This is a genomic window from Nakamurella flavida, from assembly GCF_030811475.1.
Classification (GTDB): domain Bacteria; phylum Actinomycetota; class Actinomycetes; order Mycobacteriales; family Nakamurellaceae; genus Nakamurella; species Nakamurella flavida.
In genome coordinates this window covers 4,097,722-4,123,645 of the sequence record NZ_JAUSQV010000001.1, presented here as the reverse complement: position 1 = coordinate 4,123,645, position 25,924 = coordinate 4,097,722, and the positions used below count along the sequence as shown (strand labels likewise).

The following is a 25,924-nucleotide window of genomic DNA, read 5'->3' as shown; positions in this document are numbered from 1 at the left end:
GCGCGGACACGGCCGTGAGCGGCAGACGAGAGGACCGACCATGAGCACACCGACCGACGGGGATCCGTCGGGGTCCACCCCGGCACCGGGCGGGACGCCGAACCTCCGCAAGGACGACGCGGGTCCCGGCGGCAGCGGCCCCGCGCACCCCGGTTACGGACAGCAGGGGTACGGGCAACAGGGGTACGGACAACAGGGGTACGGACAGCAGGGATACCAGCAGCCCCAGTACGGGCAGCCGGGATACGGCCAGCAGGGATACCAGCAGCCCCAGTACGGACAGCCGGGTCACGGCCAGCAGGGGTACCCGCAGCCTCAGTACGGACAGCCGCAGTACGGACAGCAGGCGTACGGGCAACCGGGATACCCACAGCCGGGTAACGGACAGCCGGGCGCCTTTCCGGGGGGTGCGTACGCGGCGCCGACGGATTCGCGGTATCCCGCTCCCCCGGGCGGGCGTCGACCCGGCCAGGTCACCGCATCCGCCGTCCTCGCGTTCGTGGTCGGCGGGCTCAGCCTGCTCGTCGGGCTGATCGCCCTGCTCGCCGGGAGTGTGGTGGCCACCCGAGCCGGGGAGAGCGGGACGGCGGGTGCCGTGGTGATCGTGCTGGCCGTGCTGTTCCTGGCTGTCGGTGCGGTCTACATCTGGTCCGGGGTGTGGGCGCTGCAGGGCCGGAGCGCCAAGTTCCTGACGGTCGTGGCGATCGTGGCCGCGGCGATCCAGCTGGTCAGCCTGTTCACCGACGACGGGGAGAACCGGAACGTGCTCGGCCTGGCCATCTCGGTGACCATCGTCATCCTCATGCTGCAGAGGCCGAGCAAGGAATGGTTCCGCTCGCGTGGGACCTCCACCCTCTGACCGCTGTCCAGGAAGCCTCCGGACACAGAACCGGGCGGGAGCACGGTGCTCCCGCCCGGTTCGGCGTTCAGGGGGTGTGCGCAGGTCAGCGGGCGGCGGTGCCGCTGTAGTCGTCGTCGGCGGCGACCCAGCTCATCAGGCCGCGGAGCTTGCGCCCGGTCTCCTCGATCGGGTGCTGCTCCTGCTCGGTGCGGAACTGCTTGAACTCCGGGGCACCGGCGTCCTGGTCGGCGATGAACCGGCGGGCGAAGGTGCCGTCCTGGATGTCCTTGAGGACGCCCTGCATCTGCTGCGCGGCGTGCTCGTCGATGACGCGCGGGCCGGAGACGTAGTCCCCGTACTCGGCGGTGTCGGAGACCGACCAGCGCTGCTTGGCGATGCCGCCCTCGTACATCAGGTCGACGATCAGCTTGAGCTCGTGCAGGCACTCGAAGTAGGCGATCTCCGGCTGGTAGCCGGCGTTCACCAGGGTTTCGAAGCCGAGCTGCACCAGGCGGGACATGCCGCCGCAGAGCACGGCCTGCTCGCCGAAGAGATCGGTCTCGGTCTCCTCCGGGAAGGTCGTCTTGATGACGCCGGCCCGGGCCCCGCCGATGGCGCTGGCGTAGGACAGCGCGAGGGCCTGGGCGCCACCGCTGGCGTCCTGCTCGACGGCGATCAGGTCCGGCACGCCCTTGCCGTTGACGAACTCACGACGCACCAGGTGACCGGGGCCCTTGGGGGCGATCATGATGACGTCGACGTCGGCCGGGGGCTTGATGTAGCCGTAGCGGATGTTGAAGCCGTGACCGAAGGCCAGCGCCTTGCCGGCGGTGAGGTTGGACTCGATCGCCTCGGCGTACACGTGCCGCTGCACGTGATCCGGGGTCAGCACCATGATCACGTCGGCCTCGGCGGCCGCCTCGGCGGGGGTGACGACCCGCAGGCCCTCGTCGGTGGCCTTGCTGCGGGACTTGGAGCCCTCGGGCAGGCCGACCCGGACGTCGACGCCCGAGTCGCGGAGGTTCAGCGCATGGGCGTGACCCTGCGAGCCGTACCCGATCACCGCGACCTTGCGGCCCTGGATGATCGAGAGGTCGGCGTCGGCGTCGTAGAAGATCTCAGCGGCCATGAATGGTTCCGCATCCTTTCTCAGGGGGCCGTGCTCGGCCCGGAATGTCAGGTGCGCGACCGGTCCGCCCCGGACGGGCGGACGGTGACGCGGGTGTGCAGGCGGCGCTCAGTCTGCCCTGCTGGACGAGGAGGTGATCGCCCGCGGTCCGCGGCCGAGCGCCACCATGCCCGACTGCACGATCTCGCGGACGCCGTACGGCTCGAGCAGCCTGGTGAGCGCCTCGAGCTTGTCGGAGGTCCCGGTCACCTCGACGGTGAGCGAGTCCGGGGCCACGTCCACGATGTGCGCGCGGAACATCTCGACGATCGAGATGATCTGCCCGCGGCTGTGCGGATCGGCACGCAGTTTGATCAGCACCAGTTCACGCTGGACCGCCGCGTCCGAGGACAGCTCGACGATCTTCAGCACGTTGATCAGCTTGTTCAGCTGCTTGGTGACCTGCTCCAGGGGGAGCGCCTCGACGGCGACCACGATGGTCATCCGGGAGACCTCCGGGTTCTCCGTCGGACCCACGGCCAGGGAGTCGATGTTGAACCCCCGCCGGGAGAACAACGACGAGACCCGGGCCAGCACACCGGGTTTGTTCTCGACCAGGACCGACAGCGTGTGACGGCTCACGGGTGTGCTCACTCCTCTTCGAACAACGGACGGATGCCGCGCGCGGCCATGATCTGGTCGTTACCGGTGCCGGCGGCGACCATCGGCCACACCTGGGCGTCCTTGCCGACGGTGAAGTCGACGACGACCGGACGGTCGTTGACGGCCATGGCCGCGGCGATGGTGGCGTCGACGTCCTCGCGGGACTCGCACCGGAGCCCGACGCAGCCGTAGGCCTCGGCGAGCAGTTTGAAGTCGGGGATGCGGTGCTTGTGCGTACCCAGATCGGTCTGGCTGTAGCGCTCGCCGTAGAAGAGGGTCTGCCACTGCCGGACCATGCCCAGGTTGCCGTTGTTGATGACGGCGACCTTGATCGGGATGCCCTCGATGGCGCAGGTGGCCAACTCCTGGTTGGTCATCTGGAAGCAGCCGTCGCCGTCGATCGCCCAGACCACCTTCTCCGGGCAGGCCATCTTGGCGCCCATGGCCGCGGGCACGGCGTAGCCCATGGTGCCCAGGCCGCCGGAGTTCAGCCAGGTGCGGGGCTTCTCGTACTTGACGAACTGCGCGGCCCACATCTGGTGCTGTCCGACCCCGGAGGTGTAGATCGCGTCCGGGCCGGCGATCTCACCGAGACGCTGGATCACGTACTGGGGGGACAGGCTGCCGTCGTCGGGCCAGTCGTAGCCCAGCGGGAAGGTCCCGCGGAGCTCGTCCAGGTCGGCCCACCAGGCCGTGAGGTCGGCGACGACCCCGGCGGCCTGCTCGGCCCGGATGGCGGTGATCAGCTGGGTGATGATCTCCTTCGCGTCGCCGACGATGGGGATGTCGGCGACCCGGTTCTTGCCGATCTCCGCGGGATCGATGTCGGCGTGCACGACGGTCGCGTTCGGGGCGAACCCGGACAGCTGGCCGGTCACCCGGTCGTCGAAGCGCGCACCGAGCGCGATCAGCACGTCGGACCGCTGCAGGCCGGCGACCGCGGCCACCGTCCCGTGCATCCCGGGCATGCCCAGGTGCTGCAGGTGCGAGTCCGGGAAGGCCCCGCGGGCCATCAGCGTAGTGACCACCGGGATGCCGGTGAGCTCGGCGAGCTCCAGCAGCTCGGCGCAGGCCTCGGACTTGATGACGCCGCCACCGACGTACAGCACCGGTCGGCGGGCCGCGGCGATCAGCTTGGCCGCGGCGCTGATCTGACCGGCGTGCGGCCGGGTCGTCGGCCGGTAACCGGGCAGGTGGACGTCCTTGGGCCAGACGAAGGTGGTGTCGGCCTGCAGGATGTCCTTGGGGATGTCCACCAGCACCGGGCCGGGTCGGCCCGTGGATGCCAGGTGGAAGGCCGCCGCGATGGTCTCCGCGATCTTGGCCGGGTCGTCGACCAGGAAGTTGTGCTTCGTGATCGGCATGGTGATGCCGCAGATGTCGGCCTCCTGGAAGCCGTCCGTCCCGATGAGCGGCGTGCCGACCTGCCCGGTGATGGCGACCAGCGGCACGGAGTCCATGTGGGCGTCGGCGATCGGGGTGACCAGGTTGGTCGCCCCGGGGCCGGAGGTGGCCATGCAGACCCCGACCTTGCCGGAGGCCTGGGCGTACCCGGTGGCCGCGTGACCCGCGCCCTGCTCGTGGCGGACGAGGACGTGCCGGACCTTCGTGGAGTCCAGCAGGGGGTCGTACACCGGGAGGACGGCGCCGCCGGGGATGCCGAACACGATCTCCGCGCCCGCCTCCTCCAGGGCCCGGACCACGGCGCCGGCGCCGGTCGTCCGCTCCGGGGCCGGGGCCGCGGGAGCACCACCGGTGGGCAGCGTCACCTGCGGGATGACCATCGGCCGGACCTCGGTCGCGCGGCTCTGCGTCATGACTGACCTTCTTCGCTACTGGGCTGGTGCTCGGTTCGTTCCGGACGTGCTGCCCACCGGGGTGCTGCGGGCAAAAAAAGACCCCTTGTCACCTGTGGCGACGAAGGGGTGGCGCGTTCTCGCGGGTGGCGAGAGACGCGCTAGGAGATTACGAGGAGGGCGGTACGCACGCGGCGACAGTAAGCCGGGCCAGGTTGGGCTGTCAACTCCCGGCGCACCCGCCGATCGGGACGGGCGAACATCCCCCGGGCGACGCGCGCGGGCGGCTCCCGTCCGGCGGGATGCCACGATGGGGACATGTCCCGTCCAGGACCGGGGAACACCCCGGGAGCGTCCGCCGCCGACACCCCCCTGGGGTCGACGCCCCGGTCGCCGCGACGGGTGACGCTCCGCCTGCCCGCCTGGGCGCTGCTGCTGCCGGTCGTCGCCTTCCTGTGCGCCATCCCGCTGGTGACCGCGGGCGGGGTCGCGGGTGGGCTGTTCGTGTGGCTGGGGTACGGCATCCCCGCCCTGGTCCTGGTGTCCACCCTGCTGACCCGGACCACGGCGGACGCCCGGCGCATCGCCGTCATCGGCCCGTGGCGCCGCCGCACCATCGCCTGGGCCGAGCTGGACAGCCTGGAGTTCACCGGGACCCGCTGGGCCGTCGCGGTGACCGCCGGCGGCAAGCGCATCCGGCTGATCATGGTCCGCCCGCGGGATCTGCCCGCCCTGACCGCGGTGGCCGGCGGCGAGCTGCTGCTCGCCGAGGACCAAGAGACCGGCGACGACGAGACCGGCGAGCACGGGACCGGCGAGCACGGGACCGGTGAGCCCGGGACCGGCGACGGAGAGTCCGGTGACCACGGGACCGGTGACCACGGGACGGCGGCCGACCCGGTCGCCTCCTCCGTCACGGACGCCCGGCCGATCACCACGGCGGCGGACCTGGACGCAGGCCGCACCGACACCTCCGCCGCCGATGAACCGCGGGTCGAGCATCCCGACGGAGCCGGCCCCGGACCCGGCCCCGGGCGCGCGTGACCTCGGCGCGCCCCGAGGTCGACGAGACGCCCGGCCCCGAGGACCTGCCCGGTGACCGCCCGGCCGACCGGGAACGGCTGCCCACCCGCACCCGGGGGTACTGGACGGCGCAGGCCCTGCTGGTCGGCGTCCCGGTGACCGGACTGTTCGTCCTCTGGGCGGTGGCGTCGGGCTGGTTCACCCCGGGCGTGCGGTGGACCGTCGCCGCGCTGGTCGCCGTCCTGCTGATCGGGGTCCGCGCCGGGATCGCGCCACGGGTGCGGCACCGGCTGTTCTGGTACGCGATCAGCGAGACCGAGATCGACGTCCAGCACGGGTTCCTCGTCACCAGCCGGACGGTGGTGCCGATGAGCCGGGTCCAGTACCTGCGGTCGGAGCACGGCGTGCTGGCAGACCGGTTCGCCCTGGCCAACCTGCACGTCCACACCGCTGCCGGATCCGTTCCGCTGCCCGGGCTCGACCGGGCCGTAGCCGACGAGGTCCGGGCGCGGATCAGCCGCTGGGCTCATCTCGACGACGACGTCTGACCCCGCGCGATGACCCCCGACCTGACGCCCGTCCCCGACCGGGTGCGGACCACCGAGCCCCCGGTGACCGATCCGACCGGATCCCCGGCGACCGACCCGACCGCCCTGCGGAAGCGTCCGGCGGACCCGGCCGCGGCGACCACCGTGGAGGCCGCCGGGCCGGCGGCCGACACCGCCGGACCCGTGATCGCCGAACGCCGGCTGCACCCGGCCTATCTGCTGATCAGCGGCGGCCGGATGGCCCGGGGGCTGATCCCGCTGGTCGCCGTCGGTGTCTGGCGGCTGCCCGGATGGACCTTCGCCGTGTGCGGTGTGATCGTCGCCGCGTACGCCGTCAGCGCCTGGGCCTCACGCCGGTACTCCGTCACCCACGGCGTGCTGACCGTCCGGTCCGGCATCCTGCGGCGGTCCGAGCACACCATCCCGGCCAGCCGGATCACCTCCCTGGACGCGCGGCAGGGCCTCGTCCAGCGGGTCCTGCGGGTCTGGGCACTGCGGGTGGTCACCCCCAGCGCGTCCGAGCACCCGGCGATGGAGCTGGCCTGCCTGTCCGCCCCCCGGCTGGCCGAACTCCGCGCGGCCCTGACGCCGTCCGGCTCCCCGTCGCCCGGTCCGACGCCGCCCCGCGGCACGCCTCACCCGGCGGCCGACGCCTCACCCCCGGCTGCCCCGGCCGGCGACGCTGCGGCCCCGCCGGTGGCGCCGTCCGGCGAGGTGGTGGCCGTCCTCGGACGCCGGGAACTCGTGGTCGCCACGCTCACCGGGGTGTCCGCGCCGCTGATCTTCGCCGGTGGGGCCGCCGCGTACGGGCGGTTCCGCGAACTGGTACCCCGGGACACGTTCCGGGACTGGGAGCGGCGGGTCCTGGGCGGGGGCAGCGCCACGGTCCTGGTCCTGGTCGGACTGGCCGTCCTCGCCGTGGTGATCGGCTCCCTGCTGACCGCCCAGCGGATGGCCCGGTTCACCCTCGTCCGCGACGGCGACCGGCTGCGCACCTCGCGGGGACTGATCTCGCAACGGGTCGACACGGTGGTCCTCGACCGGGTGCAGGCCGTGCGCATCGTGCAGGGGGTGCTCCGGCGGGCCCTGGGGTACTGCGCCCTGGAGGTCGAGGTGGCCGGGCACGGACGCAACGACGCCCAGGACCGCACGCTGTTCCCGCTGGTCCGGCTGGAGCGGGCGGAGGCCCTCGTGCAGACCGCGCTGCCCGAGCTGCGGTGGCGTCCCGGGCCGCTCACCCCGGTCCCCGGCCGCTCGCGCCGGCGCTACCTCACGGCGCCGGTCGTCGTCGGCGCCGTGCTGACCGCGGCGGCACTGCTGCTGCCGGGCTGGTGGGCCGGCCTCGCGGTGGTTCCGTTGCCGGTGGCGGTCGCGGTGGGGACCGTGCAGGGTCGGGTCGCCGGCTGGCGGCTGGACGGTGACACCGTGACCCTGCGGAGCCACGCACTGATCTCCCGGTCGACCACCGTCGCGCGGGTGGGTCGGGTGCAGCTCACCCGGGTCAGCAGCACGGTGTTCCAGCGGCGGGCGGCGCTGGCCAGCGTGCACCTGACGCTGTCCTCGAGACGACGCATCTCCGCGCGGCACCTCGACCGGGCCGACGCCGACCTGCTGCTGCACCGGGTGGGACGGCGGCGGCCGAGCAACGCCGCCGGGTCCGGTCCGTACCGTGGCTGAGGTGTCGGTCAGCTTCCCCGGTCCCCGGGCCGTCCGGACCCGGGCCTCCCGCCGGTCCCGCCGCGTCCTGCCCGCGGTCCTGCTGGCCCTGGTCCTCGCCGGGTGCGGGGACTTCTCCGCACCGCCGGCGGCGTTCACCGTGCAGCCGTCGCTGAGCCCGATCGCCCCGGCCCCGCAGGATCCGGCCACCGCCACCCCGCCGGTCCCCGACCCCTCGCCGTCGCCCTCGAGCAGCCCCGGGTCGTCGAGCGCGCCGTCGAGCAGCGGGCAGACCCCCGAGCCGCCGACCGACCCGTGCGCCCCCACCGACGAGGCCGTCATCGCGACCTGCCTGTCCGCGCCATGGGGGCTGGCGCCGCTGCCGGACGGCTCGGCCCTGGTCGGCGAACGGACCACCGGGCGGATCCTGCAGATCGCCCGGGACACCGAACCCGTCGAGTACGCGACCGTCGCCGACGTCGACGCCTCCGGCACGGGCGGGCTGCTCGGTCTGACCCTGTCCCCCGCCTTCGGCGAGGACCACCTGATCTACGCCTACGTGACCACCGCGACGGACAACCGCGTCCTGCGCATCGCCGCCGGCGAGGAACCACGCGCCGTCTTCACCGGCATCCCGAAGGGGGCGACGCACAACGGCGGCCGCCTCGCCTTCGGTGGTGACGGCACCCTGCTGGTCGGCACCGGGGACACCGGTGATGCCGCCCTGGCCGCGGACCCGGCGTCGCTGGCCGGGAAGGTGCTGCGACTGGACGAGTTCGGCAAGCCGGCGGCGGACAACCCCACGCCCGGGTCCCCGATCCTGGCCCGGGGGTTCACCGACGTGATCGGCGCGTGCGTGCTCGCCGACCGCACCGTGGCCGTCCTGGACCGGCGCACCGACGCCGACGTGCTGGTCGTGCCCGCGGCCGACCGCGACTACTCGACCCTGGCGTCCGGGGACGCGCTGTGGACGTTCGCCCGGGCCGACGGTGGGGCCGACGACTGCGCGGTGGACGCCGGCACCCTGGCCACCACCTCGCGCGACGGGCAGAAGCTGACCGGGCTGGCGATCTCCGCGTCCAACGGATTCTCCGGGACCCCCACCCAGCTGCTCGACAACCGGTACGGACGCCTGCTCACCGTCGTCCCCGATGGCACCGGTCTGCTCTGGATGACCACCTCGAACAGGGACGGCGCCGGCACACCCGTACCCAGCGACGACCGGGTGGTCGTGCTGCCGTCCTCACCCGACGGCGGGGGCGGCGGCCCGGACTGAGCCGCGGCGGTGCACGCCCGCGCGGAGCTCAGAAGCGGCGGTTGACCAGCACCGGGTTGACCTCTCGGGCCCGCTCCACCTCGGTGGGGTCGACGTCCACGACCAGCAGGCCCGGGGCCGCCCCGAGGGAGTCCAGCACCTCGCCGGTCGGCCCGACCACCGCACTGTGGCCGATCCCGGTGGGCGCCTCCGGGTGGGTCCGTCGCCCGGACTCGGCGGGGTCGGCCTGTCCGCAGGCGGCGATCACACAGGTGCTGTCCACCGCCCGGGCCCGCGTCAGCAGCTCCCACTGCTCGCGCTTGCCCGGCCCGGCTCCCCACGACGCGGCGACCACGACGATCCGCGCGCCCCGGTCGGCCAGCACCTGGTAGAGCCCGGGGAAGCGGACGTCGTAGCAGGTGGTCAGGCCCACCCCGATCGAGGCCGACCCCGGACCGTCCTGGGGGACGTCCACCGTCACCGGGTCGGTGCCCGGGGCGACCGTCCGGGACTCGGCGAACCCGTAGGCGTCGAACAGATGGATCTTGCGGTAGGCGGCCTCGACGCCGGCCCCGGTGGCCAGCAGGGTGTTGTGCACCCGGCCGTCCTGCGCCGGGGTGAACATGCCGGCGACCACCGTGAGGCCGTGTCGCTGCGCGGCCGCACGCACCCCGTCGGCCCACCGACCGTCGAGCCGCTGGGCGACCGGGCCGAGTGGTACCCCGAAGGCGCACATGGTCGCCTCGGGGAAGACCACCAACCGGGCACCGGCGTCCGCGGCGCGGGCGGTGTGGTCCGCGACGAGGGCCGCGTTGTGGTCGACGTCGTCCGTACTGGTGATCTGGGCCAGGGCGATCCGCACCGTGCACACTCCTGCTGTCGGAAGGTCAGGGGCCGGGTCGACGCGGCCCGAAGCGCCCGTTACGGGCACCGGAGCGTGGTCGGCCGGGTGTCACCTGCGTCGTCGCAGCGGGATCACTGTCGCATCCGGACGGCCGTTCGCGGAATCCTGACGGCCACCGACCCGACCTCCGGGGTAGCGGACGGGGACGGGCCGGGCGGGCGGTCAGCCCGGCATCGAGGACAGGGCCCCCAACGCGCCGGTCAGCACGGCCACCGCCACCCCGGCGGCGATGAGCACGCCCTTGGCCGCGCGCCCGAACACCGACTGCCACGCGCGGTAGCGGTCGGTCTCGCCGGCGAACCGACGCCAGTGCACGAGCATGATCGCGATGAGCACCAGCACGAAGGCGATCGAGGAGTAGACCAGGACGATCGCGAGAGTGCGCATCACTCACGGTAGGCCGACCCGATGCGGTGCCATCCGCACCGGGTCGGCCCGGACCGCGTCGGTCAGCCGTCCACGCCCAGGGTCTTGAGCACCAGTTCCCGGACGCGGCCGGCGTCGGCCTGCCCCCGGGTGGCCTTCATGACCGCGCCCACGATGGCGCCGACGGCCTGGACCTTGCCGGAGCGGATCTTGTCCGCCACGGCCGGCTGGGCGGCCAGCGCCTCGTCGATCGCGGTCTGCAGCGCGCCGTCGTCGGAGACCACGGCCAGACCGCGGGCGGCCACGACGTCGTCCGGTTCGCCCTCCCCGGCCAGCACCCCGTCGATCACCTGGCGGGCGATCTTCGCGTTCAGCGTGCCCGCGGCGACCAGCGCGATGACCCGGGCCAACTGCGCCGGGGCGATGGGCAGCTCGGTGAGGGCCACCTCGCGCTCCTTGGCCCGCTGACCGAGAAAGGCCGACCACCAGGACCGGGCGTCGGCGGCGGGCGCACCGGCCGCCACCGTCGCCTCGACCAGGCCGACCGCGTCGGCGGCGACCAGGTCGCGCATCTCCAGGTCGGTGAGCTGCCACTCGGCCTGCAGCCGGTCGCGACGCACCCACGGCAGCTCGGGCAGCGTGCCGCGGATCTCCTCCACCCACTCACGCGACGGGGCGACGGGCACCAGATCCGGCTCCGGGAAGTAGCGGTAGTCCTCGGCGGTCTCCTTGGAGCGCCCCGCGTTGGTCGTCCCGGTGGCCTCCTCGAAGTGCCGGGTCTCCTGGACGATCCGCTGACCGGCCGCGAGACGTGCCGCCTGCCGGGTGATCTCGTACCGGACGGCCCGCTCGACCGAGCGCAGCGAGTTCACGTTCTTGGTCTCGGTGCGGGTGCCGAACACCGGGTTGCCGGCCGGGGTGAGCGACAGGTTCGCGTCGCAGCGCAGCGAGCCCTGGTCCATGCGGACGTCCGAGACGTCCAGCGAGGCGAGCAGGTCCCGCAGGGTGGCCACGTACGCGCGGGCCACCTGCGGCGCGGAGGCCTTGGTCCCGACCACCGGCTTGGTCACGATCTCGACGAGCGGCACCCCGGCCCGGTTGTAGTCCAGCAACGAGTACTCGGCGCCCTGGATGCGTCCGGTGGCCCCGCCGACGTGCAGCGACTTGCCGGTGTCCTCCTCCATGTGGGCGCGCTCGATCTCGATGCGGATGGTCTCGCCGTCCACGTCGACGTCGAGATACCCGCCGAAGGCGATGGGCTCGTCGTACTGGGAGATCTGGTAGTTCTTCGGCATGTCCGGGTAGAAGTAGTTCTTCCGGGCGAACCGGCACCACTCCGCGATCTCGCAGTTCAGGGCCAGACCGATGCGGATGGCGTACTCCACCGCGGTCCGGTTGACCGTCGGCATCGCCCCGGGCAGGGCCAGGCAGACCGGGCAGACCTGCGTGTTGGGCTCGGCGCCGTAGGTCGTCGGGCAGGCGCAGAACATCTTCGTCGCCGTGCCCAGCTCGACGTGCACCTCGAGCCCGAGCACCGGGTCGTAGGCCCGGATCGCCTCGTCGTAGTCCATCAGCTGGGGGGTGCTCATCGGGTGATCTCCAACTCCGGGGCGCGGTCGGGGACGAGCCCGCCGTGCTGCTGCGCGTAGGCGTGTTCGAACGCCGCGGCGACCTGGTACATCCGCTCCTCGCCCAGGGCCGGGGCCATGATCTGCAGCCCGACGGGGAGACCGGTGTCGCTCGCGATGCCGCTGGGCACGCTCATCGCCGGGATGCCGGCGAGCGAGCCCGGGATGGTGGCCAGGTCGTTGAGGTACATGGCCATCGGGTCGTCCACCTTCTCCCCCAGCTTGAACGCGGTGGTCGGGGAGGACGGGGACACCAGCACGTCGACACCGCGGGCGGAGTCGAAGGCTGCGTCGAAATCACCACGGATCAGCGTGCGGACCTTCTGGGCCGAGCCGTAGTAGGCGTCGTAGTACCCGGCGGACAACGCGTAGGTGCCGAGGATGATGCGGCGCTTGACCTCGGCGCCGAAGCCCCGCCCGCGGGTGGCGGACATGACCGACTCGGCGGACACCAGCGGCTGTCCCTGCTCGTCCTGGTCGATCCGCAGGCCGTACCGCATGGCGTCGAAACGGGCCAGGTTGGACGAGCACTCGCTCGGCAGGATCAGGTAGTAGGCGGCGAGGGCGTGCACGAAGTTCGGGCACGACACCTCGACGACCTCGGCGCCCGCCGCCTCCAGTTCTGCGACGGCGGCGGTGAACGACTCGAGCACGCCCGGCTGGTAGCCCTCGCCGCCGAGTTCGCGGACCACACCGACGCGCAGGCCGGCCACGCCCTCGGTGACGCCGCGGCGCACGGCCTGCACGACCGAGGGCACCGGGACGTCCAGCGAGGTGGAGTCGAGCGGGTCGTGCCCGGCGATGACCTCGTGCAGCAGCGCGGTGTCCAGGACGGTGCGGGCGCAGGGACCGACCTGGTCCAGGGAGGACGCCAGTGCGATGACGCCGTAGCGGGACACCCCGCCGTAGGTGGGCTTGGCCCCGACCGTGCCGGTGACGGCAGCCGGCTGCCGGATGGACCCACCCGTGTCGGTGCCGATGGCCAGCGGCGCCTCGAACGCGGCGAGCGCGGCGGCCGACCCGCCACCGGAACCGCCGGGGATCCGGGTGAGGTCCCACGGGTTGTGCGTCGGGCCGTAGGCGGAGTTCTCCGTCGACGACCCCATGGCGAACTCGTCCAGGTTGGTCTTGCCCAGCACGACGATCCCGGCGTCCAGCAGCTTGCGGGTCACCGTGGCGTCGTAGGGCGGGATCCAGCCCTGCAGGATCTTCGAGCCGGCGGTGGCCGGCACCCCGGCCTGCACCAGGATGTCCTTGAGGGCCAGCGGGACGCCGGCCAGCGGCGAACGCGCGGGCTCCCCCGCGGCGCGCGCGGCGTCCACGGCACGGGCCTGGTCGAGGGCGGAGTCGTTCGAGACGTGCAGGAACGCGTGCACGGCCGGCTCGACCTGCTCGATGCGGTCCAGGTGGGCCTGGGCGACCTCGACGGCACTGAGCTCGCCGGAGGAGATGGCCCCGGCCAGGTCGGACGCGGTCATCCGGATCGGATCGGTGGCGCTCACTGCTCCTCCCCCAGGATCTGCGGCACGCGGAAGCGGCCGTCCTGCGCCTCGGGGGCGCCGGCGAGGGCGGCCTCCCGGGTCAGGCCCGGTCGCACGACGTCCTCGCGGTAGACGTTGGTGACGGGTACGGCGTGGGTGGTCGGCTCGGCGTCCGGCGCATCGGCGGCCACCGCGCTGACCACGGCGACCGCGTCCAGGATGACCGACAGCTGACCCACGTACCGGTCGCGGTCGGCGTCGCTGATCTCCAGCCGGGCGAGGCGGGCGAGATGGGTCACGTCGTCGGCCGTCAGGACGGTCGGGGCGGGTGTGGAGCTGGACACGGTCCTCCCAAGGTCGGAGCCGGGCACCGACGGGCGCACCGGAACCCCCCGATCCTAGTTCCGGGCCCCGGGCATCCCGACCGGGTCGCCGCGGTGGAGCACGTCGCCGTGCTCACCGGGCACGCCGCGCGACGGCCGGACGCACCTCGGTGACATCGCCGAAACGCACTTCGGCCACACTGTCCGCCATCGGGGTGGTGTCGGCGCGACCCGGGATGCAGTGGGCCGCCGGCCGACGAAGGGGTGGGAATCGCAATGTCGTTCGTCTTACGTCTGCTGCTGCCGGACAGGCCGGGCAGCCTGGGGGCGGTGGCCACCGCGCTGGGCATGGTGGACGCGGACATCCTGGCGATGGACATCGTGGAGCGCTCCCCCGGCGTCGCCGTCGACGATCTGGTGGTCGAACTGCCCAGCGGACGCCAGCCCGACGTGCTGATCACCGCGGCCGAGACCGTGCCGGGTGTCCGGGTCGAGTCGGTCCGGCCGGACCCGGGTGTCGCGGGCCGGCACCGCGAGTGGGAGCTGGTCGAGGCGATCACCGCCGACCCGTCGCACGCGGTGCAGGCGTTGGCCAGGATGCTTCCCCAGGTGCTGCGGGCCGGGTGGGCGGTCGTCGTCAAGGTCGGACCCGAGGATGCCGGCGCGCGGGGCGGGCGGGATCGGGTCGAGCTGCTGGCCGGCGGGGGCGGCGTGCCGGATCTGTCGGCGGTCGACCCGGGCTGGGCCCCGGTGCGCGAGCCGGCCGTGCTGGACGGCGAGGCCGGCTGGGTCCCACAGGACTGGAAGGACATCGGCACCGAGATGGCGGTGGCCCCGCTGTGGAGCCCCGAGGTCGCGGTGATCGTCGGTCGCCCCGGAGGGCCGGCCATGCGGGCGTCCGAGGTCTCCCGGCTGGCCCATCTCGCGGGCCTGGTCACCGTGGTCGTCGCGGGGATCCACCACTAGCGGTCTGCGGGGTCGGCCGCGATCCACCGGTGGCCCGCGACCGGCGGGACGGATCATCGCCGGGGCGACGGAGTGCTCAGGCCGTCGGCCGGAACCCCGCGACCGCACCGATCACCGTGATCGCCGGCGGGCGGATCCCGGCCGCGGCGGTGAGCCCGGCGATGGTGGACGCCGTGCCGTGCACGCTGCGCTGGGCCGGCAGACCGCCGTCGGCGACGGTGACCGCGGGTGTCGACGGGTCCATCCCCGCATCGACGAGGGCCCGACCGATCGCCGCCAGGGTGCCCACGCCCATCAGCACGACCAGGGCCGTCCCGGACCGGGCCAGCGCGGCGTAGTCGAGCCGGCACCGTGGATCGCCGGGCGGGACGTGCCCGGACACGACGGTGAAACCCTGGTTCGCGTCCCGGTGGGTGACCGGGATCCCGGCCAGGGCCGGGACGGCCACCGCCGACGTGACCCCGGGGATGACCCGCACGGCGATCCCCTGCTCGGCGCAGGCCTGCCACTCCTCGGCGCCGCGACCGAAGACGAACGGGTCGCCGCCCTTGAGCCGGACCACCCGGCGCCCGGCCCGGGCGTGGTCGACGAGCAGGCGGTTGATCTCGTCCTGACCGGTGGTGGGGCCGCCACCGGGCACCTTGCTGACGTCGACCACGAGCACCCCGGGACGCAGGTCGTCGAGCAGGGCGAGCGGCGCGAGTCGATCGGTGACGACCACGTCGGCCCATCGGACGGCGGCAGCTCCGGCCACGGTGATCAGTCCCGGATCCCCGGGGCCCCCACCGACCAGGACGACCTCCCCCGGTCCGGTCGGGCCTCCAGCCGGCCGACCGGCTGAGCCGACCTCGGCCGAGTCGGTCCCGGACGAGGGTGGGCGGTCGCCGGCGGTGCCCCCCGGGCGCAGGCAGATCCGTCCGCACACGTCGGCCAGTGCCTCGATGCGGTGGTCCTCGCCGTCGTCGCCGCTGACCGCGACGACGAGCCAGGCCGATCGCACGTCCTTCTCGACCCCGGCCCGGGCGTGCAGGGTCAGCAGGCCCCGGTCGGCGAGGTCGACCAGGGCGGCGTCGGGGGTCGGGGCGAGAACGGTGATGATCGCGCCGGCCTGCCGGAGGGCAGCCACCGGTCCGAGGGCGCCGCCGCCGCCCCCGGCGACCAGGACCGGGCGACCGGCGACGGGGAGATCGACGCGCCAGGAGGATGGGCTCACCCGGGCAGTGTTCCGCACGACCCGGTGGCACCGGGCCGGGCTCCGCGCTCACGGGTCCGATGGCCGCCGCGGGCGGGCGGACACCGGAGGCGGAGACCAGGAGCGGACGGGGCGGGGTGCGACCGGCCGAGAAACGGAGACGCCGCCCGGCAGGCCGGGCGGCGTCGGGGGTCCGTCCGGAGGCGGGGCACCGGAACGGGCGGTGGTGGGGGCGCAGCGCACCCGGGGGGGAACGGACCGGCGATCGGTCAGGAGGCGAGAGCGGTGTCCGGGGCGGAGTCGTCCGCGCACCCGGACGTGGGAGGGACTGCGGCGGCCGGCGCACCCGTCACCATGGCCTGGAAACGGGCTGATCGTGCCGACCAGCGGGTGTGGAGCGTGTCGATCGTGTCGTCATCGAACTCGGGTGTGATCCCAGGGGAACTCATCGAGGCGGTCACCTTTCGCGCGTCTTTGCGTGTACCTCAGCATCCCTGTCGGTGCGGTGATGCGACAGCCCTCATTCGGGTGGCATCTGCCCGAACAGGGTGAGAAGGTGCCCGATTCCGACCGAATCGGACCCCCCACCCGTGCGCGATCCGCACACTCTGTGAACGCTCATCAGCCGGGAACCACCCGTCCGATCATTTCGCGAAGCCGGCGTGGCCCTCGGTCCGCACCGTACGTGGGGATGTGCGGTCAGGACCGCCACCACCGGTTGCGACCCAGCAGGGCGAGCAGCTCGGTGAGGTCGTCGGTGCAGCCGGGGACGGGGATGGAGGGGGCGAACAGCCCCGTGCCCTGCCAGTCCGCAGCCGAGGCCTTCGCCCGGTCCAGCACCGTCGACACCAGGTCGTTGGGGAAGTCGTCCGGCCCACCGGTGGCCCGGGCGAGATCCCAGGCGTGGACGGTGAGATCGAGGGTCATCTGCCAGCCGTACTCCTCCGCGGGGGTGGGGCCGGCGCTGAGCTGTACGGTCCGCTCCAGCACGCCCGGCTCCGCCCACGCCTCCCAGGCAGCGGCGGCGGCCGCCGCCCAGGTCGCCGCCGGGTCGTCGGTCTCCGCGGCACGGGCAGCGGCGCCGGCGATCGGCTCTGCCTCGGCCACCGAGTGCCCGGCCAGCAGCGGGGCGACCCACCACTGCTCGGCCACCAGGTGTCCGACCAGGGCACGCACGTCCCAGTCGGCATCGGGGGTCGGCGCGGCCCACTGGGTCGGTCGCACGGCGGCGACCCGGCGGTCGAACTGGCGGAGGGCGCTGCGGTGGGCGGTGAGCATGTCCATCCGCCGAGTGAACCACCGGCCCCCGACGGTCCGCGCCCGACTCCCGCCCGGCGGCCCGCTCAGCCGGTCGGGGTCCGCACGGGGACCGGGACGGGGGTGCAGGTGCAGGTGTGCCCCGGGGCGTCCGGGACCGGAGCGTCGGAGGTCTCCTGCGGCCGGAACTGGGTGCGGTAGAGCTCGGCGTACGCGCCGCCCCGGGTGATCAGGTCCTCGTGCCGACCGGACTCGACGATCCGCCCGCCGTCGACGACCAGGATCTGGTCGGCCGCGCGGATGGTGGACAGCCGATGGGCGATGACCAGCGAGGTGCGGCCGACGAGCGCGGTGGTCAGCGCCTGCTGCACGGCCGCCTCGGACTCGGAGTCCAGATGGGCGGTCGCCTCGTCCAACACCACGATGTCGGGCTGCTTGAGCAGCAGCCGGGCGATGGCCAGTCGCTGCCGCTCTCCCCCGGACAACCGGTGCCCGCGATCGCCGACCAGGGTGTCCAGGCCCTCCGGGAGGCCGTCGACCAGATCGCCGATGTGCGCGGCGACCAGGGCGTCACGCATCTCCTGCTCGGTGGCATCGGGTCGGGCGTAGGCCAGGTTGGCCCGGATGGTGTCGTGGAACATGTGCGCGTCCTGGGCGACGACGCCGATGGCGTCCCGGACGGACTGCGCGGTGACGTCCCGGATGTCGTGGCCGCCGATGAGCACGGCTCCGGCGTTCGGGTCGTAGATGCGGGGCAGCAACTGCGAGATGGTCGTCTTGCCTGCCCCCGACGGGCCGACCAGAGCGACCAGCTGACCGGGTTCGGCCCGGAAGCTGACCCCGTGCAGGACGGGGTGCGCCGGGGTGTGCCCGGGTACGGCGACGTCCTCCAGGGAGGCCAGGGAGATCTCGTCGGAGGCCGGGTAGGCGAAGTGCACGTCCCGGAACTCGACGGACCGGGACCCGTCGGGCAGCGCCCCGGCGCCGGGGCGGTCGGTGATGGACGGGGCGAGATCGAGGATCTCGAAGACCCGCTCGAAGGAGACCAGCGCACTCATCACGTCCACCCGGACGTTGGACAGCGCGGTGAGCGGTCCGTAGAGCCGGGTCAGCAGCAGGGCCAGGGAGACCACCGCGCCGGCGTCCAGCGAGCCGCCGATGGCCAGGGCACCGCCCAACCCGTAGGTCAGCGCCTGGGCCAGGGCGGCGACCAGGGTCAGCGCGACGATGAACACCCGTCCGACCATCGCGGTGCTCACCCCGATGTCCCGGACCCGGCCGGCCCGGTCGGCGTAGGACCGGGCCTCGTCGGTCGGCCGGCCGAACAGCTGGACGAGCAGCGCACCGGAGACGTTGAACCGCTCGGTGACGGTCGTGTTCATGGAGGCGTTGAGCTTGTAGCTCTCCCGGGTCAGCGCCTGCAGCCGGCGACCGAAGGCCCGGGCGGGGACGACGAAGACGGGCAGCAGGATCAGCGACAGGACGGTGACCTGCCAGGACAGCGTGAACATCACCGCCGCGGTGAGGACCAGCGAGATGACGTTGGAGACCACCCCGGACAGCGTGGAGGTGAACGCCTGCTGGGCGCCGATCACGTCGTTGTTCAGCCGGCTGACCAGCGCCCCGGTCTGCGCGCGGGTGAAGAAGGCCAGCGACATCCGCTGGATGTGATCGAAGGTCTGGGTCCGCATGGTGAGGATCAGGCCCTCGCCGATGCGCGAGGAGTAGTAGCGGGAGACCAATGACAACGCCGCGTCCAGCACGGCCAGGCCGGCGATGACCAGGGCGATCCGCACGACGGTGCCGACCGTCCCGCCGCCGGTGATCGCGTTGACGACCCCGCCGGCCAGCAACGGCGTGGCCACCCCGATGACCGCGGCGATCACGGTGACGGCCAGGAAGGCGATCAGCTCGGTGCGGAACGGCCGCGCGAAGGCGAGGATGCGCCGGGCCGTGCCGGGTGCCAGCGCGTGGCCCTTGACGCCGTCGTCCTGGTGGCGGGTGCGCCAGCTCATGCCCAGCGAGGCCGGACCGCCCATGCCGTGCATCGTCATGACTGCCTCTCCTGGATCACGGGCCCGAGCCGGTCCCCCGGTGGGTCAGCTCCTGTGGGTACCGCCGCATTCCCTGCGCCGGACATCCGTTCACCCTCGGCGTAGACGGACGGAGCCCGGACGACCGGTCAGCCGTGCACCCGCAGGCCGGTCAGCCCGCGGATGACGAACGTCGGGTGGTAGGCGGTGTCCTGCGCCAGGGTCAACCCGGGCAGGTCGTGGGCGAGCTGGGCCAGCGAGATGCCGATCTCCAGGCGGGCGAGCGGGGCGCCGATGCAGAAGTGGATGCCGCCGCCGAAGCCGATGTGCGTGCTCACCCCGCGGGCGATGTCGAACCTGTCCGGGTCTTCGAACCGCTCCGGGTCGCGGTTGGCCGAGCCGAACAGCATCCCGATCCGCTCCCCCACCGCGAAGGTGCGGCCGCCGTACTCGACGCCGTCCTCCAGGACCCAGCGTTCGAACAGCTGCAGCGGGCCGTCCCAGCGGATCAGCTCCTCGACGGCCACGGCCGGGTCGACCCGCCCGGCGACCAGGTCGTCCCACTGGTCCCGGTGCGCCAGCAGGGCCCGGATGCCGTTGCCCAGGGTGTTCACGGTGGCCTCGTGGCCGGCGTTGAGCAGCACGATGACGGTGCCGATGATCTCGTCCGGGGTGAGCCGATCGCCGCCGTCGGCCACGGTCACCAACTCCGAGACCAGGTCGTCGGCCGGGACGCGGCGGCGCTGTTCGATGAGATCGGTGACGTAGTCGATGAAGTCCGCCGAGGCCTGTTCCGCCGCCCGCTGCTGGACGGGATCCAGGGCGAGCTCGTACATCTTGACGATGGCGTGCGACCAGCCGAGCAGGGCCGGACCGTCCTGCGGCGGCACGCCGAGGAGCGCGCAGATGACGGTGACCGAGTAGGGCTGCGCGTAGTCGGTGATCAGGTCGAAGGTTCCGCCGGCATCGGCCCTGCCGATGGCGGCCCGCAGGGTGTCCGCGGAGATCCGCTCGATCTGCGGCCGCAGCGCGGCGACCGCGCGGGCGGTGAACACGGCGGTGACCAGGCGCCGCAGCCGGGTGTGGTCGGGCGGCTCCAGGTTCAGCAGCGACCAGCGCTCGGACTCCTCCCACCGCGGCCAACTGCCGGCGGTCGACTCGCGACCGAACTCGGCGTCGGTGTACCGGTGGGCGTAGGCCCGGCCGAGCCGGCGGTCGCGCAGGGCCGCGTTGACATCGGCGAACCGCGTCAGCAGGAACGAGTCCCGGCCCGGATCGCGCACCAGCGGCCCGGCGGCGCGGAGCCGCGCGTAGACCGGGTACGGGTCGGCGAGCACGGCCGGATCGGTGGGGTCGAAGCCGAGCGACGACGTGGTCGGCAGATCGTCGGCGGCGCGGCGGGTGGGAGCGGCGGACATGCGCGTCACGCTAGCCGCCGGCCGGCCCCGTCCGGCCGCCCCACCCGGCCGGGCCGGACGGTCAGGCGGTGTCCGCGGTGACCGGTTCCAGGACGAACACCGGGATCTCGCGATCGGTCTTGCGCTGGTACTCGGCGTAGTCCGGCCAGGTGGCGACCGACCGCTCCCACCACCGGGCCTTCTCCTCGCCCTGGACCTCGCGAGCGCGGTAGTCCCGCTTGACCGGGCCGTCCTGCAGCTCGACGAGGGGATTGGCCACGAGGTTGAAGTACCAGACCGGGTGCTTCGGCGCGCCGCCCAGCGAGGCGACGACGGCGTAGTCGCCGTCGTGCTCGACCCGCATGAGCGGGGTCTTGCGGAGCTTGCCCGACTTCGCTCCCAGCGTGGTCAGCACGATGACGGGGCGGTCGTTCAGGGTGGTCCCCTCCGCGCCGTTCGTGCGTTCGTACAGCTCGACCTGCTCCCGGGCCCAGTCGGACGGGCTCGGGGCGTATTCACCGTTCAGAGGCATGTGCGGGTCAACCTTCCTGGGGGCGTGGGTGTTCCCGGCGGGGTCACGGCCGGGCCGGATCGTCGGGGCGGGCCTCCGGGTCGCCGTCACCCGCCGGGTCGGCGCCTTGGTCGGTGTCGGCGCCGCCCGCCACCGGGTCCGTCAGGTCGGGCGGGTCCGTCGGTTCGACCGGCTCGGCATTGGTGGCCAGCGGCCGGGCGGCCTCCGGGCCCTCGTCCAACAGCACGCGGAAGCCTGCCTCGTCGAGGACGGGCACCTTGAGCTCGATCGCCTTGTCGTACTTGGTGCCGGGGCTCGCCCCCACCACCACGAAGGCCGTCTTCCTCGACACCGATCCGGCCGCCTTGGCGCCCCGCTCCAGCAGGGCGGCCTTGGCCTCGTCCCGGGAGAACGTCTCCAGCGACCCGGTGACCACCACGGACAGCCCGGCCAGGGTCTGCTCGGGCCGTTCGCTGCGGTCGTCGGTCATGGTGACACCGGCCTGCGCCCAGCGGTCGACGATGTGGGCGTGCCAGTCGATCTCGAACCAGGCGAGCAGCGACTCGGCGATCGTCGGGCCCACGCCCTCGACCCCGGCCAGCTCGTCCAGCGAGGCCTCCCGGATGGCCGTCATGTCACCGAAGTGCGCGGCCAGGGCGCGGGCCGCGGTCGGTCCGACGTGCCGGATGGACAGCGCCACCAGCACCCGCCACAGCGGCTGCTGCTTGCGGGCCTCCAGGTTGGCCAGCAACCGGCGCCCGTTGGCCGACAGGGCGCCGGCCTTGGTGGTGAACAGCGGCACGGTGAGCAGGGTGGCCTCGTCGAGACCGACGTGCTGACCGTCGATCTCGCCCGGGAAGAGGTCGGCCTCGTCGGTGATGGCGCCCGCGGCGAGCAACGCGGTGGCCGCCTCGTACCCCATGCCCTCGATGTCGAAGGCACCTCGCCCGGCCACGTGGAACACCCGCTCCCGCAGCTGCGCCGGGCAGGACCGCGCATTGGGGCAGCGGATGTCGATGTCGCCCTCGCGGATGTGCCGCAGCGGCGTCCCGCACTCCGGGCAGTGGTCCGGCATGACGAAGGCCCGTTCGGTGCCGTCCCGGAGATCGGCGACCGGTCCGAGCACCTCGGGGATGACGTCCCCGGCCTTGCGCACCACCACGGTGTCGCCGATCAGCACGCCCTTGCGCACCACCTCCTGGGCGTTGTGCAGGGTGGCCAGACCGACCGTGGATCCGGCCACCAGGACCGGCTCCAGGAAGGCGAACGGGGTGACCCGCCCGGTGCGGCCCACGTTGACCCGGATGTCCAGCAGCTTGGTCGTCGCCTCCTGGGGCGGGTACTTGTAGGCGATCGCCCAGCGCGGTGCGCGGGAGGTCGACCCGAGCCGCCGCTGCACGGCGACCTCGTCGATCTTCACCACCAGGCCGTCGATCTCGTGGGTGACGTCGTGCCGGTGCTCGCTCCAGTAGGCGACCCGGTCGGCGACCTCCGCGGCCGTGTCGAGGACGAGATTGTGCTCGGAGATCGGCAGTCCCCAGGCCCGTAGCCGCTCGTAGGCCTCGGACTGGCGAGTGATGTCGAACCCCTTGCGGGCGCCGATCCCGTGGCACAGCATCGTCAGCGGCCGGGTGGCGGTGACCCGGGGATCCTTCTGCCGCAGCGATCCCGCCGCCGAGTTGCGCGGGTTGGCGAACGGCGGCTTGCCCGCCGCCACCAGTTCGGCGTTCAACCGTTCGAAGCCGGCCAGTGGGAAGAACACCTCACCGCGTACCTCCACCAGCTCGGGGACCGCGTGTCCGCCGTCACCGGCGAGCCGCTCGGGGATGGCGGCGATGGTGCGGACGTTGAGCGTGACGTCCTCGCCGACCCGGCCGTCGCCGCGCGTCGCGGCCCGGACCAGTCGGCCGTGCTCGTAGACCAGGTCGATGGCCAAGCCGTCGATCTTGACCTCGGTCAGCCAGGTGACCGGACCACCGGCGTCCCGCTGCGCCCGTTCCAGCCAGACCGCGAGCTCCTCGGCGGAGAACACGTTGTCCAGGCTGAGCATCCGTTCGGGGTGCTCGACGGCGTCGAACACGGTGGCGAACCCACCGCCGACCCGCTGGGTCGGCGAATCGGGGGTCACCAGGGCCGGATGCGCCTCCTCCAGGCCCTGCAGCTCGCGGAGCAGGGTGTCGAACTCGCCGTCGGTCATCGTCGGGGAATCCAGCACGTAGTACCGGAACTGGGCCGCGGTGATCTGCTCGCTCACCTCGCGATGGCGGGCCGCGGCCTCGGGCGGGGCGTCGACCGTCGGCACGCCGGCCAGGGCCTGGCCGGCGCTGCCCGGGGCAGCCTCTCCGGGGCCCGAATCCACGGGGCCGGATTTTTCGGGTTCTGCGGGGGTCGACGGCACCGACCCAGCGTAGAACCCGACCCCGACAGCGCCCTCGGCGGAGATGAGAGGTGAACCACCGCGACCGGCCCCGCCCGAACCCGCGGCGTACCGTTGATCTGTCACCTAGATCCTCGGGTGGCCACCCGCCCCCGTCGGCCCGACGTCGCGCCGCTCCCGTCCCACGCCCCAGGAGACAGCACACCCATGTCGACCCTCAAGATCGTCATCGCCTCGACCCGCCCGGGCCGCATCGGCCTGCCCATCGGCACCTGGATCACCGGCCGCGCCCAGCAGCACGGCGGCTTCGACCGCGTCGAGGTGCTGGACCTGGCCGAGATCGCGCTGCCGTTCTTCGACGAGCCGAACCACCCCCGGGCCCGCGATTACCAGCACGACCACACCCGCGCCTGGTCGGCCCAGGTCGACGACGCGGACGCGTTCGTCTTCGTCACCCCCGAGTACAACCACGGCCTCACCGCGCCGTTGAAGAATGCCCTGGACTACCTCGTCGCCGAGTGGGCCCACAAGCCGCTGGGCATCGTCAGCTACGGCGGCATCTCGGCCGGCACCCGGGCCGCCCAGATGATCAAGCAGATCGCCGCCGCGCTCAAGCTGCACGCCATCCCGGAGGCCGTCACCCTGGCCAACCCGTTCCCGCAGGTCGTCGACGGGGAGTTCGTGGCCACCCAGGCCAACGACGAGGCCGCCGATGCCATGCTGGACGAACTGGTCCGCGTCGAGGCCGCCCTGGCCCCGCTGCGCACCGCCGCCAGCCACAGCTGACCGATCACCGGCGGCCGCTCCCCGCGGCCGCCGGTGCCCGCGCCTCCGGAGGTCACCCGTGTCGTTCCCGCCCCTGGACCCGCCCGCCGCGGTGGTCGACTTCCTCGTCGAACGGCACCTGGCCACGCTGACGACCCTGCGGGCGGACGGCTCCCCCCACGTGGTGGCGGTGGGATTCACCTACGACCCCGCCACCGGGCTGGCCCGGGTGATCACCAACGACGGCTCGGCCAAGGTCCGTAATGCCGAGCGCCCGGGTACCGGCGGTGCGTCGCCGCGCGCCGCGGTCGGTCAGGTCGACGGTCGCCGCTGGCTCTCCCTGGAGGGTCCGGTGCGGGTGAGCCGGGACCCGGCGGAGATCGCCGACGCCGTCGAGAGGTACTCGGCGAGATACCGGGTGCCGCGCGAGAACCCGAACCGGGTGGCGCTGCTCATCGAGGTCGAACGCCTGCTCGGACACGCCTGAGACCTTCGCTCGCCCGCGCCCACTCCTGCTCGTTCGGCTGACTACGAAGCCGTACCGGGTCGCCGTCGTCGCCCGATTTCGGGAACGACCAGATGGGGAACTGCGCGCATCATGAACTGGTCGAAGTGGGGAACGGTAAAGGCCGCATACCCGTATTCCGGTGTGAATAGCAGACCCATATTGATCAGTTCTGCGCGCGTGGGTCCCAGGTTCTGCGACGAACGACCCATGACCTGCGCCACGTCGGACGCCTTCTGAGCCTGTGGCCCCAGTTGCGCCATTGCACGTAAGTAGGCGCGCTGGAGATCCGTGGCACGATCCAGACGGACACGGAAGAAGGAGGTGTCGAGTTTGGCCTCGTATGCGGGGAGGGCCGCTCGCACGTCGTCGATACCGATGGTCGACTCACTGGCAACTGTCCACACTGCATAGCCCAGCTCCTGGATGAAGTAGGGATACCCCCCTGTGATCGAGACAGCCTCGGCCAGAGCCTCTTCGGAAAACCTGACCCGCTCTTCCTCAGCCGGCCGCGACAACGCCACGCGGGCGTCGCCGGGTGGCAGGTTGTCGATAGCGGGGAATTTCAGCAGCCTTTCTGCGTAAGATTTGGCATCGCCTGCCAGTTCAGCGATTTGCGGCAGGCCGGCGCCCACCAGAGTGACGGGTAGTTTCCTTTGCACCATCTTGTGCAGCGCTTCGATCAGCGCCTCCAATTGGACTTTGCTCAGAAATTGCACCTCGTCGAAAAGAAGCACGACTCCGCGCCCGCACTCCGAAGCCGCCTGTCCAATCGCCAGGAAGACGTCCGTAAGGTCCATGGCCAAATTCGCGTGATCAGCGAATCCTTCCGCGGCATCGACATCCAACCCTGCCGAGACCACACCAGTCGGGTCGACACTTACCGTGAACGATTTCAGGACGGCGGCGGCATGCCTGAATCGATCGGTCCACCGCGCCTTGGGAGACAGCTCGAAGAGAGCGGTGCGGAGACGCCCTGACAGATCCCGACGGAACTCGGAGTCGTCATGCTTGCTGACTTCCAACTCCACGACCACCCAGTCACGGGCTAGGGCCTTACCTCGGAACTGGCCCAGGAGTACGGTTTTACCGACGCCCCTCAGTCCCGTGATGATCATCGATTGCTCAGTTCGCCCCCGCTCGATCCTGGCAAGCAAGAGGTCGAAGGACGCGAGTTGGTCGTCACGACCGACCACCGCCTGTGGCTCCGCGCCGGCATTGGGCGTGTAGGGGTTGTTCAACGCTCGCATGCACGTAGATTACAACGTTTACGTCAGTTTACAAGATCTGACTAAACTATCGATCTGGACTCCGGGCACCTCAAGTCAG

At 72.6% G+C, this 25,924-nt stretch carries 23 protein-coding genes; 8 read left to right on the top strand and 15 right to left on the bottom strand.

The window, feature by feature from the left end; translation table 11 throughout:
- Positions 1-40 precede the first annotated feature (40 nt).
- Complete coding sequence (locus J2S58_RS18240; RefSeq protein WP_205257169.1) at positions 41-859, top strand: phage holin family protein; 819 nt, start codon at positions 41-43, stop codon at positions 857-859.
- Between the two features lie 85 nt (positions 860-944).
- Here J2S58_RS18240 and ilvC read toward each other — a convergent pair whose 3' ends face one another.
- From ilvC to J2S58_RS18225, 3 genes are all read right to left on the bottom strand, one after another.
- A complete protein-coding gene (gene ilvC / locus J2S58_RS18235; protein WP_205257168.1) occupies positions 945-1,970 on the bottom strand; it encodes a ketol-acid reductoisomerase in 1,026 nt (341 codons plus the stop codon).
- 108 nt (positions 1,971-2,078) lie between these two features.
- Positions 2,079-2,591, bottom strand: a complete 513-nt coding sequence (gene ilvN / locus J2S58_RS18230) for an acetolactate synthase small subunit (protein ID WP_205257167.1) — start codon at positions 2,589-2,591, stop codon at positions 2,079-2,081.
- 8 nt (positions 2,592-2,599) lie between these two features.
- Positions 2,600-4,396: an acetolactate synthase large subunit gene (locus tag J2S58_RS18225; RefSeq protein WP_205257346.1), complete on the bottom strand. Its 1,797-nt coding sequence runs from the start codon at positions 4,394-4,396 to the stop codon at positions 2,600-2,602.
- Between the two features lie 330 nt (positions 4,397-4,726).
- Here J2S58_RS18225 and J2S58_RS18220 point away from each other — a divergent pair, with 330 nt between their 5' ends.
- Genes J2S58_RS18220 through J2S58_RS18205 form a run of 4 tightly spaced genes read left to right on the top strand, consistent with a single transcriptional unit; the run spans position 4,727 to position 8,911 of the window.
- Complete coding sequence (locus tag J2S58_RS18220) at positions 4,727-5,452, top strand: PH domain-containing protein (protein ID WP_205257166.1); 726 nt, start codon at positions 4,727-4,729, stop codon at positions 5,450-5,452.
- A complete protein-coding gene (locus J2S58_RS18215; protein ID WP_205257165.1) occupies positions 5,449-5,979 on the top strand; it encodes a PH domain-containing protein in 531 nt (176 codons plus the stop codon). The genes J2S58_RS18220 and J2S58_RS18215 overlap by 4 nt, the downstream gene beginning before the upstream one ends.
- A 9-nt stretch (positions 5,980-5,988) precedes the next feature.
- Positions 5,989-7,656 (top strand): PH domain-containing protein, encoded by a 1,668-nt coding sequence (locus tag J2S58_RS18210; RefSeq protein ID WP_205257164.1) that lies wholly within the window; start codon positions 5,989-5,991, stop codon positions 7,654-7,656.
- Positions 7,649-8,911: a PQQ-dependent sugar dehydrogenase gene (locus J2S58_RS18205; protein WP_205257163.1), complete on the top strand. Its 1,263-nt coding sequence runs from the start codon at positions 7,649-7,651 to the stop codon at positions 8,909-8,911. Before J2S58_RS18210 ends, J2S58_RS18205 begins: the two co-directional genes overlap by 8 nt.
- Positions 8,912-8,939: 28 nt before the next feature.
- Here J2S58_RS18205 and J2S58_RS18200 read toward each other — a convergent pair whose 3' ends face one another.
- The 5 genes from J2S58_RS18200 to gatC form a co-directional block, all read right to left on the bottom strand.
- Entirely contained in the window at positions 8,940-9,752 is an 813-nt protein-coding gene (locus J2S58_RS18200) for a carbon-nitrogen hydrolase family protein (RefSeq protein WP_205257162.1), read from the bottom strand.
- Positions 9,753-9,956: 204 nt separating this feature from the next.
- Entirely contained in the window at positions 9,957-10,181 is a 225-nt protein-coding gene (locus J2S58_RS18195; protein ID WP_205257161.1) for a hypothetical protein, read from the bottom strand.
- 62 nt (positions 10,182-10,243) lie between these two features.
- Positions 10,244-11,749 carry an Asp-tRNA(Asn)/Glu-tRNA(Gln) amidotransferase subunit GatB gene (gene gatB / locus J2S58_RS18190; RefSeq protein ID WP_205257160.1) on the bottom strand — a complete coding sequence of 502 codons (1,506 nt, stop codon included), beginning with the start codon at positions 11,747-11,749 and terminating at the stop codon, positions 10,244-10,246.
- Positions 11,746-13,266: an Asp-tRNA(Asn)/Glu-tRNA(Gln) amidotransferase subunit GatA gene (gene gatA, locus J2S58_RS18185; protein WP_205257345.1), complete on the bottom strand. Its 1,521-nt coding sequence runs from the start codon at positions 13,264-13,266 to the stop codon at positions 11,746-11,748. Before gatA ends, gatB begins: the two co-directional genes overlap by 4 nt.
- A gap of 20 nt (positions 13,267-13,286) precedes the next feature.
- Complete coding sequence (gene gatC, locus J2S58_RS18180) at positions 13,287-13,613, bottom strand: Asp-tRNA(Asn)/Glu-tRNA(Gln) amidotransferase subunit GatC (protein WP_344469922.1); 327 nt, start codon at positions 13,611-13,613, stop codon at positions 13,287-13,289.
- A 255-nt stretch (positions 13,614-13,868) separates the two neighbouring features.
- Between gatC and J2S58_RS18175 the strand changes: the two genes are divergently transcribed.
- Entirely contained in the window at positions 13,869-14,558 is a 690-nt protein-coding gene (locus J2S58_RS18175; protein WP_205257159.1) for an ACT domain-containing protein, read from the top strand.
- 76 nt (positions 14,559-14,634) lie between these two features.
- On the opposite strand, the gene cobA is transcribed toward J2S58_RS18175, so the two are convergent.
- From cobA to ligA, 6 genes are all read right to left on the bottom strand, one after another.
- Positions 14,635-15,771, bottom strand: coding sequence for a uroporphyrinogen-III C-methyltransferase (gene cobA / locus J2S58_RS18170; protein ID WP_205257158.1), 1,137 nt, complete (start codon positions 15,769-15,771; stop codon positions 14,635-14,637).
- A gap of 678 nt (positions 15,772-16,449) precedes the next feature.
- On the bottom strand, positions 16,450-17,034 hold the full coding sequence (locus J2S58_RS18165; RefSeq protein ID WP_205257157.1) for a TIGR03086 family metal-binding protein: 585 nt from the start codon (positions 17,032-17,034) through the stop codon (positions 16,450-16,452).
- Between the two features lie 59 nt (positions 17,035-17,093).
- Complete coding sequence (locus J2S58_RS18160; protein WP_205257156.1) at positions 17,094-19,061, bottom strand: ABC transporter ATP-binding protein; 1,968 nt, start codon at positions 19,059-19,061, stop codon at positions 17,094-17,096.
- Positions 19,062-19,189: 128 nt separating this feature from the next.
- Positions 19,190-20,458: a cytochrome P450 gene (locus J2S58_RS18155; protein WP_205257155.1), complete on the bottom strand. Its 1,269-nt coding sequence runs from the start codon at positions 20,456-20,458 to the stop codon at positions 19,190-19,192.
- Positions 20,459-20,519: 61 nt separating this feature from the next.
- Positions 20,520-20,969 (bottom strand): nitroreductase family deazaflavin-dependent oxidoreductase, encoded by a 450-nt coding sequence (locus J2S58_RS18150; protein WP_205257154.1) that lies wholly within the window; start codon positions 20,967-20,969, stop codon positions 20,520-20,522.
- Between the two features lie 43 nt (positions 20,970-21,012).
- On the bottom strand, positions 21,013-23,259 hold the full coding sequence (gene ligA, locus J2S58_RS18145; RefSeq protein ID WP_240189038.1) for an NAD-dependent DNA ligase LigA: 2,247 nt from the start codon (positions 23,257-23,259) through the stop codon (positions 21,013-21,015).
- Between the two features lie 273 nt (positions 23,260-23,532).
- Between ligA and J2S58_RS18140 the strand changes: the two genes are divergently transcribed.
- Together J2S58_RS18140 and J2S58_RS18135 are read left to right on the top strand one after the other, a co-directional pair.
- On the top strand, positions 23,533-24,111 hold the full coding sequence (locus J2S58_RS18140; RefSeq protein ID WP_205257153.1) for an NADPH-dependent FMN reductase: 579 nt from the start codon (positions 23,533-23,535) through the stop codon (positions 24,109-24,111).
- Between the two features lie 58 nt (positions 24,112-24,169).
- A complete protein-coding gene (locus tag J2S58_RS18135; RefSeq protein ID WP_306829177.1) occupies positions 24,170-24,577 on the top strand; it encodes a pyridoxamine 5'-phosphate oxidase family protein in 408 nt (135 codons plus the stop codon).
- A gap of 41 nt (positions 24,578-24,618) precedes the next feature.
- Here the strand turns inward: J2S58_RS18135 and J2S58_RS18130 are convergent, their stop codons facing one another.
- Positions 24,619-25,845 (bottom strand): ATP-binding protein, encoded by a 1,227-nt coding sequence (locus tag J2S58_RS18130; RefSeq protein WP_205257151.1) that lies wholly within the window; start codon positions 25,843-25,845, stop codon positions 24,619-24,621.
- Between the last annotated feature and the right edge of the window lie 79 nt (positions 25,846-25,924).